The sequence below is a fragment of the Paraburkholderia sp. Ac-20340 genome (assembly GCF_017104965.1).
Taxonomy (GTDB): Bacteria; Pseudomonadota; Gammaproteobacteria; order Burkholderiales; family Burkholderiaceae; genus Paraburkholderia.
On the sequence record NZ_JAAGPR010000017.1, the window covers coordinates 140,306 to 156,598 of the forward strand.

The 16,293-nt window shown below is 63.0% G+C and carries 13 protein-coding genes; 11 read left to right on the forward strand and 2 right to left on the reverse strand.

The annotated features are described in order from the left end of the window. The first annotated feature begins 19 nt into the window (after positions 1–19). The 9 genes from G3N59_RS21155 to G3N59_RS21195 all read left to right on the forward strand — a co-directional run bounded on the left by G3N59_RS21155 (position 20) and on the right by G3N59_RS21195 (position 10,482). Positions 20–967 (forward strand): alpha/beta hydrolase, encoded by a 948-nt coding sequence (locus G3N59_RS21155; RefSeq protein WP_205984578.1) that lies wholly within the window; start codon positions 20–22, stop codon positions 965–967. Beyond that, positions 964–1,854, forward strand: coding sequence for an IclR family transcriptional regulator (locus G3N59_RS21160; protein WP_205984579.1), 891 nt, complete (start codon positions 964–966; stop codon positions 1,852–1,854). Before G3N59_RS21155 ends, G3N59_RS21160 begins: the two co-directional genes overlap by 4 nt. Beyond that, positions 1,851–2,669 carry an SDR family oxidoreductase gene (locus tag G3N59_RS21165; protein ID WP_205984580.1) on the forward strand — a complete coding sequence of 273 codons (819 nt, stop codon included), beginning with the start codon at positions 1,851–1,853 and terminating at the stop codon, positions 2,667–2,669. The genes G3N59_RS21160 and G3N59_RS21165 overlap by 4 nt, the downstream gene beginning before the upstream one ends. Continuing rightward, the gene (locus tag G3N59_RS21170; protein ID WP_205984581.1) at positions 2,662–4,320 is read left to right on the forward strand and encodes a thiamine pyrophosphate-binding protein; all 1,659 of its coding nucleotides are present in this window, start codon (positions 2,662–2,664) and stop codon (positions 4,318–4,320) included. Before G3N59_RS21165 ends, G3N59_RS21170 begins: the two co-directional genes overlap by 8 nt. Continuing rightward, complete coding sequence (locus G3N59_RS21175) at positions 4,313–5,140, forward strand: aspartate dehydrogenase (protein WP_205984582.1); 828 nt, start codon at positions 4,313–4,315, stop codon at positions 5,138–5,140. The genes G3N59_RS21170 and G3N59_RS21175 overlap by 8 nt, the downstream gene beginning before the upstream one ends. Positions 5,141–5,272: 132 nt before the next feature. Beyond that, positions 5,273–6,766, forward strand: coding sequence for an aldehyde dehydrogenase (locus tag G3N59_RS21180; RefSeq protein WP_205984583.1), 1,494 nt, complete (start codon positions 5,273–5,275; stop codon positions 6,764–6,766). Positions 6,767–6,790: 24 nt separating this feature from the next. Then, positions 6,791–7,753: a VOC family protein gene (locus G3N59_RS21185; protein WP_205984584.1), complete on the forward strand. Its 963-nt coding sequence runs from the start codon at positions 6,791–6,793 to the stop codon at positions 7,751–7,753. Next, on the forward strand, positions 7,750–8,997 hold the full coding sequence (locus G3N59_RS21190; protein ID WP_205984585.1) for an FAD-dependent oxidoreductase: 1,248 nt from the start codon (positions 7,750–7,752) through the stop codon (positions 8,995–8,997). Before G3N59_RS21185 ends, G3N59_RS21190 begins: the two co-directional genes overlap by 4 nt. 63 nt (positions 8,998–9,060) lie before the next feature. Further along, positions 9,061–10,482, forward strand: a complete 1,422-nt coding sequence (locus G3N59_RS21195; protein WP_205984586.1) for an MFS transporter — start codon at positions 9,061–9,063, stop codon at positions 10,480–10,482. An 86-nt stretch (positions 10,483–10,568) separates the two neighbouring features. Here the strand turns inward: G3N59_RS21195 and G3N59_RS21200 are convergent, their stop codons facing one another. Continuing rightward, on the reverse strand, positions 10,569–11,486 hold the full coding sequence (locus G3N59_RS21200; protein ID WP_205984587.1) for a hypothetical protein: 918 nt from the start codon (positions 11,484–11,486) through the stop codon (positions 10,569–10,571). Positions 11,487–12,453: 967 nt separating this feature from the next. Here G3N59_RS21200 and G3N59_RS21205 point away from each other — a divergent pair. Beyond that, positions 12,454–14,382, forward strand: a complete 1,929-nt coding sequence (locus G3N59_RS21205) for a hypothetical protein (protein ID WP_346777912.1) — start codon at positions 12,454–12,456, stop codon at positions 14,380–14,382. A gap of 19 nt (positions 14,383–14,401) precedes the next feature. On the opposite strand, the gene G3N59_RS21210 is transcribed toward G3N59_RS21205, so the two are convergent. Continuing rightward, on the reverse strand, positions 14,402–14,614 hold the full coding sequence (locus G3N59_RS21210; protein ID WP_205984588.1) for a hypothetical protein: 213 nt from the start codon (positions 14,612–14,614) through the stop codon (positions 14,402–14,404). Between G3N59_RS21210 and G3N59_RS21215 the strand changes: the two genes are divergently transcribed. Then, positions 14,613–16,289, forward strand: a complete 1,677-nt coding sequence (locus G3N59_RS21215; protein WP_205984589.1) for a thiamine pyrophosphate-binding protein — start codon at positions 14,613–14,615, stop codon at positions 16,287–16,289. The genes G3N59_RS21210 and G3N59_RS21215 overlap by 2 nt on opposite strands. Positions 16,290–16,293 lie beyond the last annotated feature (4 nt).

Here is a 16,293-nt window from a genome sequence, read left to right on the forward strand (position 1 = left end):
GTCACCCCGAACCCAAGTCATGAACGAAGCGATCGACCTTCACGCCTCATCAGCCGCCACGCTCGACACGCGTCTCGCGCGCTTTGCGCTGCGCGACGTGCGAGCGGGCGAGGCGTGCGTGAGCTATCGCGAAGCATCGGCGGATACCGCGAGCGGCAATGAGGCGCTGCCGCTCGTGCTGCTGCATGGCATTGGTTCCGGCGCGGCTTCCTGGGTGCAGCAATTCGAAGTGCTGGGCGGCGCGCGCCGCGTGCTGGCCTGGGATGCGCCCGGATACGGCGCTTCCACGCCGGTGGCGAACGCGTCGCCCATCGCCGCCGACTATGCACGCGTGCTGCGCGACTGGCTCGACGCGCTCGAGATCGAGCGCTGTGTGCTGGTTGGGCACTCGCTTGGCGCGATTATCGCGGGCGCCTTCGCTGCGGTGCACGCACCGCGCGTGAGCGGTCTGCTGCTGATTTCGCCCGCAGGCGGTTATGGCGCCGCCGATCCGCAGATTCGCGCCGACAAGCGCGACGCGCGTCTGGCCATGCTCGCCGAACTCGGCCCGCAAGGGCTCGCGCAAAAGCGTAGCGCCAATATGCTTTCGCCGCACGCCAGCGACGCGGCACGCGCCTGGGTGCGCTGGAATATGGCGCGCGTGATTCCGCACGGTTACGCGCAGGCCACGCATCTGCTTGCGAACGCCGACCTGGCCGCCGATCTCGCGCACTGCGCGGGCCGCGTGCCGATGGCGGTGGCCGTGGGCGCAGAAGACACGATCACGCCGCCGGGCGGTTGCGAGCGTCTTGCAGACGTTGCGCGCGCACCGTTCGAGACGATTGCGCGTGCGGGCCATGCAGGCTACATCGAACAACCCGATGCCTATAACACGCTGATCGACACTTTCTGCCGTACCTATCAGCAGAACTCGCAGAACTCGCAGAATCAGCAAACACAGCAAACTCAGGGATCTATTCAGCAATGACCGCCGACCTCGCCAGCGCGTCCCCCGACGCCGACGAAGACCGCAGCGAAACGAGTTATCGCGTGCCGGGTCTGGAACGGGGGCTGCGCATCCTGACCGAATTCTCGCCGCGCGAGCCGGTGCTCGACGCGCCCGAACTGTCGCGCCGCCTGGGCATTCCGCGCACCACGGTGTTCCGTCTGTTGCAGACGCTCGAATCGCTGGGCTTTCTGGAGCGCGCCGACCGCGACCGCAATTACCGTCTGGGCGTGGCCGTGCTGCGTCTGGGCTTCGAATATCTCAGCTCGCTGGAATTGACCGATCTGGGCCTGCCGCTGATCGAGTCGCTGCGCGACTCGACGGGACTGACCTCGCATATCGTGATTCGCGATGGCCGCGACATCGTCTTCGTGGCGAAGGCGCAGAGCCACGCACCGATTTTCAGCTCGGTGAAGGTGAACGTGGGCACGCGTCTGCCGGCGCACGCCACCACGCACGGCCAGGTGCTGATGGGCGATCTGACGCTCGACGATCTGCGCGCGCTGTACCCGGAACCGCAACTCGACCGCTATACGCCGTCCACGCCGGAAACGGTCGAAGAACTCTATATGCGTATTCGCGAAGACGCCGAACGCGGCTATGCCGTGAGCGAATCGTCTTTCGAGCGCGGCATTTCGGTGGTGTCGGCGCCGGTGCGCAACGACACGGGCCGCATCGCAGCCGTTGTGACCACAACGATTCCGCGACCGGGCATCGAATCGTCGCTGCTCGACGGCGGTCTGATCGACAAGGTGCGCCACGCGGCGGACGAACTGTCGAAGCGCCTGAATTACCGGCCCGGCATGCACGCTGCAAATAGCGCGGCTGGCAAGAAAACGTCGTACATGAAGGCATTGGGGATCAAATGATTCAACTCGATTTGACCGGCCAGGTTGCGGTGGTGACGGGCGGTTCGTCCGGCATCGGCCTCGCGACCGCCGAACTCTTTCTGCAGGCAGGCGCAAGCGTCGCGATCTGCGGCCGCGACAGCGACCGCCTCGCGCGCGCCGAGCGCGAACTGCGCGAACGTTATCCGCAGGCGCAGTTGCTGGCCGCGCGCTGCGATGTGCTCGACGCGAACGACGTCGCCGCTTTCGCGGGCGCCGTGGAGCAACGCTTCGGCCGCGCCGACATGCTGGTGAACAACGCCGGCCAGGGTCGCGTGTCCACCTTCGCCGATACCACCGACGAAGCCTGGCGCGAAGAGCTCGACCTCAAGTATTTCAGCATCATCCGCCCGACGCGCGCCTTTTTGCCGATGCTGCGTAGCACTGCAAAACAAGGGCAGAACGCCTCGATCGTCTGCGTGAATTCGCTGCTTGCACTGCAGCCCGAACCGCATATGGTCGCGACTTCGTCGGCGCGTGCCGGCGTGCTCAGCCTCATCAAGTCGCTCGCGGTGGAACTCTCGCCCGAGCAGATCCGCGTGAACTCGATCCTGATCGGCATCGTGGAGTCGGGCCAATGGCGCCGCCGCTACGAGAACGACGCTGCCGCCCAGGCCGCCGGCCAAAGCTGGCAGGAATGGACCGGCGAGCTTGCGCGCAAGAAGCATATTCCCCTGGGCCGTTTCGGCCGTCCCGAAGAGGCCGCCCAGGCACTGTTTTATCTGGCCACGTCCCTGTCGTCCTATACGACGGGCAGTCATATCGATGTATCTGGAGGCGTAGCACGTCATGTCTAAGCAAACCACCGTCGGCGAACTGATCGCCGCCTTCCTCGAACAATGTGGAGTCCAAACCGCTTTCGGCGTGATTTCGATCCACAACATGCCGATTCTCGACGCCATCGGCGTGCGCGGCAAGATCCGCTATGTGGGCGCGCGCGGCGAAGCCGGCGCGCTCAACATGGCCGACGGCCTCGCGCGTGTTTCGGGCGGCCTGGGCGTGGCGTTCACGAGCACGGGCACGGCGGCGGGCAACGCTGCGGGCGCCATGGTCGAAGCCCTCACGGCAGGCACGGCGCTGCTGCACATCACCGGCCAGATCGAAACCGAATATCTCGATCAGGACCTCGCGTACATCCACGAAGCGCCGGATCAGCTGAGCATGCTCTCGTCGATTTCGAAGGCCGCGTACCGCGTGCGTTCGGTCGAAACCGCTTTGTCGACGATCCGCGAAGCCGTGCGCGTCGCGCAAACCGCGCCGAGCGGTCCCGTCAGCGTGGAAATCCCCATCGACATTCAGGCCGCGCTGACCGACTGGCCCGCCGATCTGGGCGCACCGCATCTGACCACGCTCACGCACGATGAAGCGCGCGTCGAACAACTGGCGAACGAACTCGCGAAGGCGAAGCGTCCGCTGCTGTGGCTGGGCGGCGGTACGCGTCACGCGCGTGCAGCGGTCGAGCGTCTGGTCGCGCTGGGCTTTGGCGTGGTGACGAGCGTGCAGGGCCGTGGTGTGCTGCCGGAAGATCATCCGGCCACGCTGGGCGCATTCAACGTGAGCCCGTCGGTCGAGCGCTTCTACAAGACCTGCGACGCGATGCTGGTGGTGGGTTCGCGCCTGCGCGGCAACGAAACGCTCAAGTACAAGCTCGGTCTGCCGCAGCCGCTGTACCGCGTGGACGCCGATGCGCTCGCCGATAACCGCGGCTATCGCAACGCGCTGTTCGTGCATGGCGACGCAGCGCGCGTGCTCGACGCACTCGCTACGCGCCTTGAAAACAAGCTTAAAGTCGATCCGCAATTCGCCGCCGATCTGGCTGCTGCACGCGACACGGCTGTCGAAGAAACGGCCAAGGGTCTCGGCCCGTATCGCCGCCTCGTGGAAGCGCTGCAGCGCAGCGTGGGCCGCGATTACAACTGGGTGCGCGACGTCACGATCTCGAACAGCACGTGGGGCAACCGCCTGCTGAAGATCTTCACGCCGCGCGCGGGCGTGCACGCACTGGGCGGCGGTATCGGCCAGGGCATGCAGATGGCGATTGGCGCGGCTCTCGCGAATGCGGCGGCCAAGACCGTGTGTCTGGTCGGCGACGGCGGCCTGATGGTCAACGTCGGCGAACTCGCCACGGCCGTGCAGGAAAAGGCCAATGTCATGATCGTGCTGATGAACGACCAGTGCTATGGCGTGATCCGCAACATTCAGGACGCCCAGTACGGCGGCCGCCGCATGTTCGTCGATCTGCACCAGCCGGAGTTCTCGCAGTTCTGCGCGAGCCTGGGCCTCAAGCACTATCGCCTGTCCTCGCTCGACAACGCCGATGCGGTGATCAGCGAAGGCATCGCCTACGACGGCCCGGTGCTGCTCGAAGTCGACATGAAGGCCGTGGGCAGCTTCGAAGCCGTGTTCGCCGGCCCGCCGGTGCGTAAAGAGGAGCCGGAACATGCCTAATGCGGTCCTCGCGCAGCACGCGCCCATCGACATCGCCATGATCGGCTTCGGCGCGATCGGCCAGACGGTGTATCGCGCGGTCGCCGCCGACCCGCTCGTGCACGTCTCGCATGTGATCGTGCCCGAGCATCACGCCGACGAGGTGCGCAAGCAGGTCGACGGTTCGGTGGAAGTGGTGTCGTCCGTGAGCCTGCTGTCGTCGAAGCCGCAATTCGCGCTGGAATGCGCGGGTCACGCGGCGCTCGTCGATCACGTCGTCCCGCTGCTGCAAAGCGGCACGGATTGCGCGGTGGCATCGATCGGCGCGCTGTCTGACGTCGATCTGCTCGAACGTCTGTCGCTTGCCGCCGATGAAGGCGACGCCACGCTCACGCTGCTTTCGGGTGCGATCGGCGGTATCGACGCGCTGTCGGCAGCGAAGCTCGGCGGGCTCGACGAAGTGCTGTACACGGGCCGCAAGCCGCCGCTGGGCTGGCTGGATACGCCCGCGGAAAAGGTCTGCGATCTGCGCACGCTCACGAAAGAGCAGGTGATTTTCGAAGGCAGCGCACGCGAAGCGGCGCGTCTGTTTCCGAAGAACGCGAACGTGGCGGCGACGATTGCACTCGCGGGCCTCGGCCTCGATCAGACCACGGTGCGCCTGATTGCCGATCCGGCTGTCGAGCGCAATGTGCACCGGATCGTGGCGCGCGGCGTGTTCGGCGAAATGTCGCTGGAAATGAGCGGCAAACCGCTGCCCGATAACCCGAAGACCTCGGCGCTCACCGCGTATAGCGCGATTCGTGCGCTGCGTAACCGGGCGGCGCGCTGCGTGATCTGACGCTTGATCCGCTGATTCCGCGTGTTCGATGTTTTAAAAGCGGCTTAAAACAGGTGTTTTTTGTCGTGATGAAATGCGATGCGTGTGCTGAAGCACCGCATCGCTGGCACTAGCAACAGAGAGACCTCTGATATGACTCCCTTCGATACGAGCCTCGTCCCGAACGGCGATATTTTGATCGGCGGCGAATGGCGCCAGGGCCGCGCCGCGCCTTTCGCGAGCCTTTATCCGGCTGACCAGTCGCTCAACATGGAGGTCTCGACGGCGAGCGCCGAAGACGCCGCCGAAGCGGTGGAAAAAGCGTACGCGGCATGGAAGCACGGCGAATGGGCCACGATGAAGCCGCATCTGCGCGCGCTCGTGCTGTATCGCATCGCCGATCTCATCATGCAGCGTCACGAAGCGCTCGCGCAATTGCAGCGCCGCGACAACGGCAAGCCGATCAAGGAAACGCGCGTGCTGGTGGCGAGCGCCGCCAATACGTTCCGTTATTTCGCGGCCTGCCTCGAAACGATGGATGAAGAAGTCACGCCTTCGCGCGGCGACTATCTGACGATGAGCGTGTACGAACCGATTGGTGTGATCGCGGCCATTACGCCGTGGAATTCGCCGATCGCATCGGACGCGCAGAAGCTGGCGCCCGCACTCGCAGCCGGCAACGCCGTCGTGCTCAAACCCGCTGAAGTCACGCCGCTGATTTCGCTTGCACTCGCACGCATCTGCGAAGAAGCGGGCGTGCCCAAGGGCATCGTGAGCGTGCTGCCGGGCAAGGGTTCGGTGATCGGCGATGTGCTGGTGCGTCATCCGCTCGTGAAGAAAGTGTCCTTTACGGGCGGCACGGAAGTCGGTCGCGGCATCGCCCGTATTGCAGCGGACAAACTCATGCCGGTGTCGCTCGAACTGGGCGGCAAGTCGCCGACCATGGTGTTCGAAGACGCCGATATCGACCACGCGGTCAACGGCGTGCTCTACGGCATTTTCAGTTCGTCGGGCGAAGCGTGCATCGCCGGTTCGCGCCTTTTCGTGCAGCGCTCGATTTACGACGCGTTCATGAAGCGCCTCGTGGAAGGCGCGCGCAAACTGCGCGTGGGCGATCCTTCGAGCGAAAACACGCAGATGGGTCCGCTCATCACCGCGAAGCATCGCGAATCGGTCGAGCGCTATGTGGCGATCGGTCTCGAGGAAGGCGGCCGCCTGTTGTGCGGCGGCGAGCGTCCGGTGGGCGACAAGCGTGAAGACGGCTTCTTCTATCAGCCGACCATTCTCGAAGGTTTGAAGAACAGCGCGCGTATCTGCCAGGAAGAGATCTTCGGGCCGGTGCTGGTGGCGATGCCTTTCGACGATGAAGCCGCGCTGATCGAAGAAGCCAACGACAGCGTGTTCGGTCTCGCTGCCGGCATCTGGACGCGCGACTACAAGCGCGCCTGGCGCGTGGCGCGCAAACTGGACGCAGGCACGGTCTGGATCAATACGTACAAGCTGTTCTCGATCTCCACGCCGTTCTCCGGCTGGAAGGAAAGCGGGATGGGCCGCGAGAAAGGCCGGCTTGGCATTCGCGAATACATGCAGCAAAAGAGCCTTTACTGGGGCTTGAACGACGCGCCGCTGCCCTGGGCAAACGCCTGAACGCACGCGCACGGAGCAATAGATATGACGATTCTCGGCATCGAACAGATTACTTACGGCGTGACCGACCTTGAAACCTGCCGCCGCTTTTTCGCGGATTGGGGTTTGAAGGAAACCGCGCACGACGAAACGCGCGCACGCTTCGAAACGCTCAACGGCTGCACGGTGCTGGCCGTCGATGCGAACGATGCGTCGCTGCCCGCCGCTTTCGAAGCCGGCCCGACGCTGCGCGAAGTGACGTGGGGCGTGGCGACGCGCGAAGAAGTGGACGCGCTGCGCGAGCGCCTCAAAGGTCAGCCCGGTTATTACAGCGACGACAACGGCGTGGGTTGTTTCGACCCGGCCGGCATGGCGATTCGCATCGAAGTCACGCGCAAGCGCGACGTGGACGTGCAGGGCTCGCCGTCGAACGTGTGGGGCCAGACGCTGCGCGTCGATACGCCTTCGCCGATCTACGATCGCGCCGAGCCGGTGGAAGTGGGCCACGTGGTGTTCTTCACCAACTGCCTCGCCGAACAGGAAGCGTTCTATCACGAACTGCTGGGCTTCGAGACCTCGGACCGTTACCCGAATCGCGGCGCCTTCATGCGCTGCGCGCCGCACGGCGGCCACCACGATCTGTTCCTGCTCGCGCTGCCCGACGGCAAGAAGGGCCTGAATCACGTGGCGTTCACGGTGCGCGACATTCACGAAGTATTCGGCGGCGGCCTGCATATCAGCCGTTGCGGCTGGACCACGCAGCTCGGTCCGGGCCGTCACCCGGTTTCGTCGGCGTACTTCTGGTACTTCAAGAATCCGGCGGGCGGTCTGATCGAGTATTACGCCGACGAAGATATGCTCACGCCCGAATGGCAGCCGCGTGACTTCGAACCGGGTCCGACCGTGTTTGCGGAATGGGCTATCGATGGCGGTCTGGACGGCAATACGCGTCGCCAGAAAAACGCCGAAGCGCCGAAGGGCAAGTTCATGACGGAGCGTAAATCATGAGCGAATCGATTCAAGCCGATGCGGCCGACGCAGTCGATACGCCGCGTACGGTCGTCGTGATCGGTGGCGGCCAGGCTGCAGGATGGGTCGTCAAGACGCTGCGCCAGGAAGGCTTTGCCGGCCGCCTCGTGATGATCGCCGACGAAACGCATCTGCCTTATGAGCGCCCGCCGCTTTCGAAGGCCGTGCTCGCAGGCGAAGCCGATATCGAAACCGTGCGCATTGCGAAGCCCGACGAATTCGCCGCGCTGAATGTCGAAGCCTGGCAGCCCGATAGCGCAACCGCGATCGATCGCGCGAATCGCATCGTCACCACGCGCTCGGGCCGCGAACTGAAGTACGACCGCCTCGTGATCGCCACCGGCGGCGCGGCGCGCAAGCTGCCCGCAAGCGTGGCGAAGAGCGCGCACGTGACCTATCTGCGCACGCTCGACGAAGCGATGGCACTGGGCGAACGCCTGCGCCGCAGCCAGCGCGTGCTGGTGGTGGGCGGCGGCTGGATCGGCCTCGAAGTGGCGGCGACGGCGCGCAAGCTCGGCGTCGAAGCGACGGTGATCGAAGGCGCGCCGCGTCTGTGCGCGCGCTCGCTGCCGGATGAAGTTTCGCAGTTCCTGCTCGACTTGCATCGCGCCAATGGTGTGGATATCCGCCTGAATGCGCAGCTCGTTTCGCTCGACGATCACGGCGATGGCGTGCGCGCGACCTTCGCGGACGGCAGCGCGCTCGACGCGGATTTCGCGGTCGCCGGCATCGGTCTCGCGCCGCATACGGCGATTGCCGAGGCAGCGGGCATCGAGGTGCAGGACGGCATCGTGGTCGACGAATTCGGACAAACTTCGGATTCCGATATTTTTGCGTGCGGCGACGTGGCGAATCATCCGAACGCGTGGCTCAAGCGCCGCGTGCGTCTGGAGTCGTGGGCGAACGCGCAGAACCAGGCGATTGCCGCTGCGAAGGCCGTGCTCGGCGTGAAGACGCCGTACGCGGAGATTCCGTGGTTCTGGTCCGATCAATACGACGTGAACCTGCAGATTCTCGGTGAGATTCCGGCAGGCGCCACGCCCGCATTGCGCGGCAGTCTCGAAGAAAAGCGCGCGACGCTCTTCTTCGTGGAGAACGGGCATCTTCGTGGCGTGATCGCCATTAATTCCGCGCGCGATCTGAAGCTCGCGCGCAAATGGATGAACCAGGGCCGCGCAGTCGATCTCGCGGCACTCGTCGATACCAGCAAAGCGCTTGCTTAGCGCGCATTTACGCGACATTCCGCATTGTGCGGACATGCGGACATACGGGACGGGACCACAGGCATGAGAATCCTCGATACCAACATCGGCCAGAGCGGCGCGAGCGCCGCGCTCGACGAGTCGCCCGTGCGCGAGCCGCTGACGCGCGGCTCGATCATCGCGCGCCTCGAACGGCTGCCGACCAACGCCATGCAGGTGCGCGCGCGCATTCTGATCGGTCTTGCCACGTTCTTCGACGGCTTCGACGTGATCGCCATTGCGGCGACCCTGCCGATCCTGATCCAGAAGTGGCATCTCACGCCGTGGGAAATCGGCTTTCTGATCGCTTCGGGATCGGTGGGCCAGTTGTTCGGCGCTTTCCTGTTTCCGTGGCTCGCGGAACGTCATGGCCGCGTGCGCGCCATTGCGTGGAGCTCGGGCATTATCGGCGTGACGAGTATTGCCTGCGGTTTCGCGCCGAGTTTTGCGGTGTTTGCGGCGCTGCGCGTGATTCAGGGCTTCGGGCTGGGCGGCGAATTACCGGTTGCGGCAACGTATATCAACGAGGTCAGCCGCGCGCATGGTCGTGGACGCTTCGTTCTCCTCTATGAAGTGGTGTTCCCGATCGGGCTGCTGGCGTCCAATGCATTGGGTGCCTGGCTGGTGCCGCGCTTCGGATGGCAGGTGATGTACTTCATCGGCGGCATGCCGCTGGTGCTGTTCTTCGTGCTGCGCAAGCTGGTGCCGGAATCGCCGCGCTGGCTCGCGGAACGCGAACGCCTGGCAGATGCCGACGCCGCTGTGCATGCCTTCGAACGCACGGCCAAAGGACCGCTGCCGCCGGTCACGAATGCCGCGGAATTCGATGCGCTGACCAAGCGTCACCCGCGCCGCAATATGAAGGATCTGTTTGGTCCGGCCTATCTGAAGCGCACGCTTGCGGTTGCGATGCTGTGGATGACCTGCGGCTTCATTCAGTACGGTCTGTCGACCTGGCTGCCGACGATTTACCGCACGGTCTATCACGCGCCGCTGCAACTCGCGCTGAATCTGGCCGTGGCCGCTTCGGTGCTGGGCGTGGTGGGTTCGCTGACCTGCGCGCTGCTGGTGGACAAGGTGGGCCGCAAGCCGATCATCAACGTGTCGTTCGTGCTGTGTGCGGTGTCGCTGGCGCTGGCAGGCGTGTGCCACGATATGTCGGTGTATGTGGTGGCGACGTTCTGTGCGCTGGCGCTGGGTCTGCTGGCGAGCGGCTTTATCACGGCGTACGTGTACACGCCTGAACTGTATCCGACCAGCATCCGCGCATTCGGTTGCGGCGTGGGCGGCGCATGGCTCAAGGTCGCGGCGATCTTCGCACCGACTATCGTTTCGAAGACGATGGTCGGCGGACATCTGGACGTGGCGTTCTATATCCTCGCGGCGGTGCCGTTCCTTGCGGCCATTACGGTGCATTTCCTCGGGATTGAAACCAAGGGCAAGGTGCTGGAGCAACTGGAAGCGTAAAGTACGCTTCAAGCAAGGCGTTGAAACAAAAACGGGGCGGCCAATCAGATGGCTGCCCCGTTTCACGTTTACCGCGACAACTGCGATCAGAAATGCAGTTCTGCCATGACCATCGGCGCGGAGGTTTTGGTGCTGACCGTTTCGCTCGACGGCGTACCGTACATGTTGTGCCAGTACTCGTAGCCCACGCCCAAATACGCCGTGCGCGGATGACCGATAAACGAACCCACATCGGCCAGCAGAGAGAGACGCGTGAGAAATTCGGTGGTGGTTTCGGTATTGAAACCGTCCTTGCCTTTCGGACCCGTTACGCTGGCGAAGCCGCGAAACTCGAGCGGCACCTTTGCCACGCGGAACGGCACGATCCACGAGCTTTCGATATGCCAGGCGGTATGAAAGGTGATATCCACGCCGGCGATGCCGTTGTGATTGCTTTCCGTGCGACCGCCGATCGTCAGGTTCCAGAAACCGTGCGGAATGGCGAATTCCACCGTCGGGCCGAACACGAACATACGCGCGCGTTGTGCGTAGGCGTCGTTCTTCACGCCGAACTCATAGCCCACGGTCGCGCCCAGATCGCGCACGAAGCCGTAGCCGACCGAGCGACCCAGAATCTTGCCCGCGCTCAGCTCGACGCGGCCAACGCTATAGACTTCCTGCGCGCCGCCCGATGAAGGACCGCCGGCTTCCGGGTTGGCCGAATTCGAAACCAGATAATCGACGTTGAACGCATAGCTACCGTAACGGAAGCCGCCGATCGTGGTCAGATAGCCGATGTTTTGCGCGACCTTGTCGGGCACGCCGGGATAGTGGAAATCGCGGCCATAACGATAGCCAACGTAGGTGTCGTTCCAGACCAGCGGCGGTGTGCCGTTATCGGCCTGAACCTGCTTGGCGGTGGGGGCTGCGCCGTTGGGCAGATTGTCGTCGGTTTGAGGGGGAGCGGAACCGTTCGGTGCGCTGTAGACCTCCGCGTGGGCGAATTGAGCTAAAGCGAAAAACATCGCAATGCCAATCAATGACTTTCGGATCGATGGCGTGCATACCGCGTTTCGTGTCGTCTTCATTGTCTCCGGCCTTATACGTATTCTATTGACCACGTTATTGATCCATCTGGCGATGGATAGCCTGGGTGTTCGGCTGCCGGTGATAGTAGGTTAAGGGCGTGCGCGTGCCCTTATACAAAAGGTGGATTCGCTGGGACTTTTTGGCGGAAATTGAAGGTGGTACGGGTAGATGCTTAGGTGGGGATTGGGTTTGGGGCGGGGTGGTTGTCGAAAAGTACTAGTGAAAGTGTGTTTTGTTCAGGGACCTGGCGGGGTTGGGGCGGTAGGCTTGTGGTGTGGGTTGGTTTGAGGTTTTTTTTGGGTTTTATTTTTGGCTGTGGTGTTTTTGGTGTTGTTGGCATTTCCTTGTTGTCGTGTCGGTCTATTAGCGTCGCCCCTGTGCGGGGCGGCACCTACTTTTCTTTGCAGCGGCAAAGAAAAGTAGGCAAAAGAAAGCCGCTACCAACGCCAGAATGACGCAGTCCACAAACCGCCTTTTAGGGGGAATGGTATAGGAGCATCCGGTCCCCCGCGCCATACCACTGAGTGACAAGGCGCCCGCCCACCCAGGGGCGCTACGCGCCCCGAAGGGCATAACGCAAACCGAAGGTTTGCTGGTTTCACCGGCAAACCCGACCGTTGCGCGCGCAGCGAGCAACGGGATGTATGACGGCTTTGTCACTTGGTTGGAAGGCGCGGGATGGCAGACGCTCCTATACCATTCCCCGCGTAAGGCTGGTTGTGGACTGCGTCACACTGGCGGTGTGAGCGGCTTTCTTTGCCTACTTTCTTTGCCGCCGCAAAGAAAGTAGGTGCCGCCCCGCACAGGGGCGACGCTAATAGACCGACACGAAAACAAGGAAATGCCAACCCCACGAGAACACTCACCGCAGCCAGCGATGCAAAAATACAGGAGACACCAGCAGTGCAACTCAAGCAAAAGATCATGACCATAGCCGCAATAGCGGCACTTGCGGGGAACGGAGCGCTTCTCTCGATACCGGCGCACGCGGCAACGGAAAGCAAGGAAGGAACCGAAGGCACCCTGCTGCTCAACCGCCTGGGCCCAGTCACCTCAGACCTCTACATCGCGAACGCAGACGGCTCCGACGAACACAAGCTGTTAGCAACCGACGGTTTCGACTACCACGCCTCGTTCTCCAAAGACGGCCAGTGGATCGTATTCACATCCGAGCGCGCAGGCCTCGGCGAATCCGACCTCTACCGCGTAAAAGCCGACGGCTCGCAACTCCAGAAACTCACCGACCACATTGCCGTCGACGACGCAGCCGTCTTCTCGCCGGTCAATCCGAACATCATCGCCTTCGTTTCATCGCGTCGCGGCAAGCACGATTTCGGCACCACCAACATCTGGACGCTGAACATCGCCACCGGCGCGCTCAAGAACGTCACCGGCAACATCAAATTCGATCCCTCGAAGCCGCACAGCTTCTTCCGCCCTTCGTGGTCGCCTGACGGCAAATGGATTGCGCTCTCATCGGATATCGGCAGCGACTGGCGCGGCCACAATCTGCCGGTAGGTTGGGAGCGCACGCAGGAAGCAAGCATCTATATGATCCACCCGGACGGTTCCGGCTGGCATCAGGTCGCCACGCGCACCGGCTTCGACGAAGGTTCGCCCACGTTCTCGCCCGACGGCAAGCGCGTCGCGTTCTACGAAACGCCGGTTGAGTCGACCTGGGGCGCGCACCGCCCCGAAGGCATCAATAGCGTCAGCTCGCAGATCGTTTCCGTCGATCTGGCCACGCACGCGCGCAACGATCTCACGGCAACGCCCGGTTTCAAGGTCTTTCCGCAATACCTGAGCGACACGACGCTCGCGTATCACGTGAAGGGCGGCGATACGGAAGGTCTCTACACCACCGCAGGCGAAGTGCGCGCCACGCGCGATACGGGCATCCGCTCGCCGCGTTATTCTTACGACGGCAAGAAAATCGTCTACGAAAAGGTGTCGTTCCGTCCGGCGCACCCGAACGGCACGCCGCTGTTCAGTTTCGATCCGCACTGGAAATACACCTATATCGATGTGTTCCCGCAACTCTCCGCCGACCGCAAGCAATTGGTCTATACGGAGAAGGCCATCAATTCGTCGATCGCCATCGTGAATGCGGACCTTTCGGGTTATCACCGTATTTACGATGCGTCGAAGAGCGGTCTCGATCCGAGTCTCGTGCAAAAGGGTCTCGCGGGCGCGTTCCAGCCGACCTGGTCGCCCGATCGTCAATGGGTGGCGTTCGGTGTCGGTAGCTGGTTCTTCACGCGTGCGGGCGGTCCGGGCAAGATCATGCGCATCAAGACCGATGGCAGCATGGATAGCCACGCGGAAGCGCTCACGGATGGGTCGGAAAACGCGGGCTTCCCGAGCTATTCGCCGGACGGCACCAAGCTGGTCTATCGCGTCTGGAGCGAGAAGGACAAGGGCCTGCGCATTCTCGATCTGGAAACGCGCAAGACCACTACGCTCACGACCGCCGAAGACAATCTGCCGGGCTGGTCGCCCGATGGTTCGAAGATCGTCTTTACGCGCAAGCAGGTCAATCCGACCGATCCGAACAAGTTCAATTACGACGTGTTCACGATCAAGCCGGATGGCACCGATCTGCGCCGCCTGACGACCGATGGCTCGAATCAGGGCCATGCCGTGTGGACGTACGATGGCCGCATCGCGTATAGCTCCGGCACGTATGGCTTCCGCGACGAACTCGCGCTCTACGACAACAGCTTCCAGCCCGACGGCCAGAACTGGGTGATGAATGCCGACGGTAGCGACGCGCATGCGATCACCGATACGCTCTGGGAAGAAGCCATGCCGATGTATGTGCCGAATCCCTGATCGGTTTGCCTGATCGTATTCACGCAGATTTCGCAGGTTTCGATTTGAACGCCGTGCTCATGCTCGGCGTTTTTTTATGCGTGTCTGCTTTCGTTTGTCGTGCACGGCGCGCATATCGTGCATAGCTGCTATGCGCAACGCGCACGTTCGCGCGCGCAAGAGAAACCCATAATTTCAGCATTGCGCAGCGCTTGCCATGGTGCCGCGACTGGTCATAAGGAGCCACTTTCATGTCTGAATCCGCATCCCTTCTTTCGCGCAACGGCGGGCGCATTCTTGTCGATGCCCTCGTCGGCAATGGTGTCGATACCGTCTATTGCGTGCCCGGCGAAAGCTATCTGCCGGTGCTCGACGCTTTGCACGATACGCATGGCGTGCGCACCATCACCACGCGCCATGAAGGCGCGGCGTCGAATATGGCCGATGCTTACGGCAAGCTCACGGGCCGTCCCGGCATCTGCTTCGTTACGCGCGGGCCCGGCGCCACGCATGCGAGCAATGGCGTGCATACCGCGAACGAAGACGCCACGCCGATGATTCTTTTCATCGGCCAGGTGGAGCAGGGCTTTATCGGCCGTGGCGCGTTTCAGGAAGTCGATTATCAGCAGATGTTCGGCGGCATCGCCAAATGGGTCACCCAGATCGAAAGCGCGGATCGTATTCCCGAGATCATTGCGAAGGCCTTCAGTGTGGCGCTTTCGGGCCGTCCGGGTCCGGTCGTGATTGCGTTGCCTGAAGACGTGTTGTTCGGCAGCGCGCAAGTCGTCGATGCGGCTGCGGTGCGCATCGCGCAGGCCGCGCCCGAGGCACAGTCGCTCGACGCGCTGCGCTCGCTGCTGGAGGCCGCTTCGCGTCCGCTCGTGATCGTCGGCGGTACGGGTTGGGATGAGCGCGCGTGCGCGTCGCTCAAGCGCTTCGTGCAGGCGAACAATCTGCCGGTGGCGGCGTCGTTCCGTCGTCAGGATCTGTTCGACAATCGCGACGCGCATTATGCGGGTCAGTTGGGCCTGGGCGTTTCGCCGAAGCTCGCGCAACGCGCGCGTGACGCGGATCTGCTGATCGTGATCGGTTCGCGTCTCGCGGAATCGACTTCGTCGGGCTACACGCTGTTCGAAATTCCCACGCCGAAGCAGACGATGATCCACGTGCACCCCGATGCCGAAGAACTGGGCCGCGTTTATCAGGCGCATCTGCCGATCAATGCTTCGCTCGCTGCATTTGCGCGCTCGCTCGACAGCGTGGCCGCTGTGTCCAGCGAAGCGCAATCGCGCTGGCAGGCGTGGACGGAATCGGCGCGTGCCGATTATGTCGCGCATTCGACGCCGCCCGCGCCTTCCGCGGAAATTCGCGGTGTCGATCTCGCGCAGGTGGTCGCGCATCTGAGCGAAGTGCTGCCCGAAGATGCGGTGATTGCAAACGGCGCGGGTAATTACACGGTCTGGGTGCATCGCTTTTATCGCTATCGCCAGATGGCGACCGAACTTGCGCCCACCAACGGTGCAATGGGTTACGGCTTCCCGGCGGCAATTGCGGCAAAACTCAGGAATCCAGAGCAATCGGTCGTGTGCTTCGCGGGCGATGGCTGTTTCATGATGTATCCGCAGGAACTGGCGACGGCGGTGCAATTTGGCGCGCCGCTCATTGTCATCCTCGTGAACAACAATATGCTCGGCACGATTCGTATGCACCAGGAGCGCGAGTATCCGGGCCGGGTGTCGGCGACGCAATTCGTGAACCCGGACTTCGTGGCGATGGCGAAGGCGTTTGGCGCGCACGCCGAGCGAGTCGAGCGTACCGAAGACTTCGCGGCAGCGTTCGAGCGCGCACAACGCGCTGGCGTGGCGGCGCTGATCGAACTGCGTACCGATCCGCTGCAGATTACGCCGGCCAACCGGCTTGCCAGCTAATTGC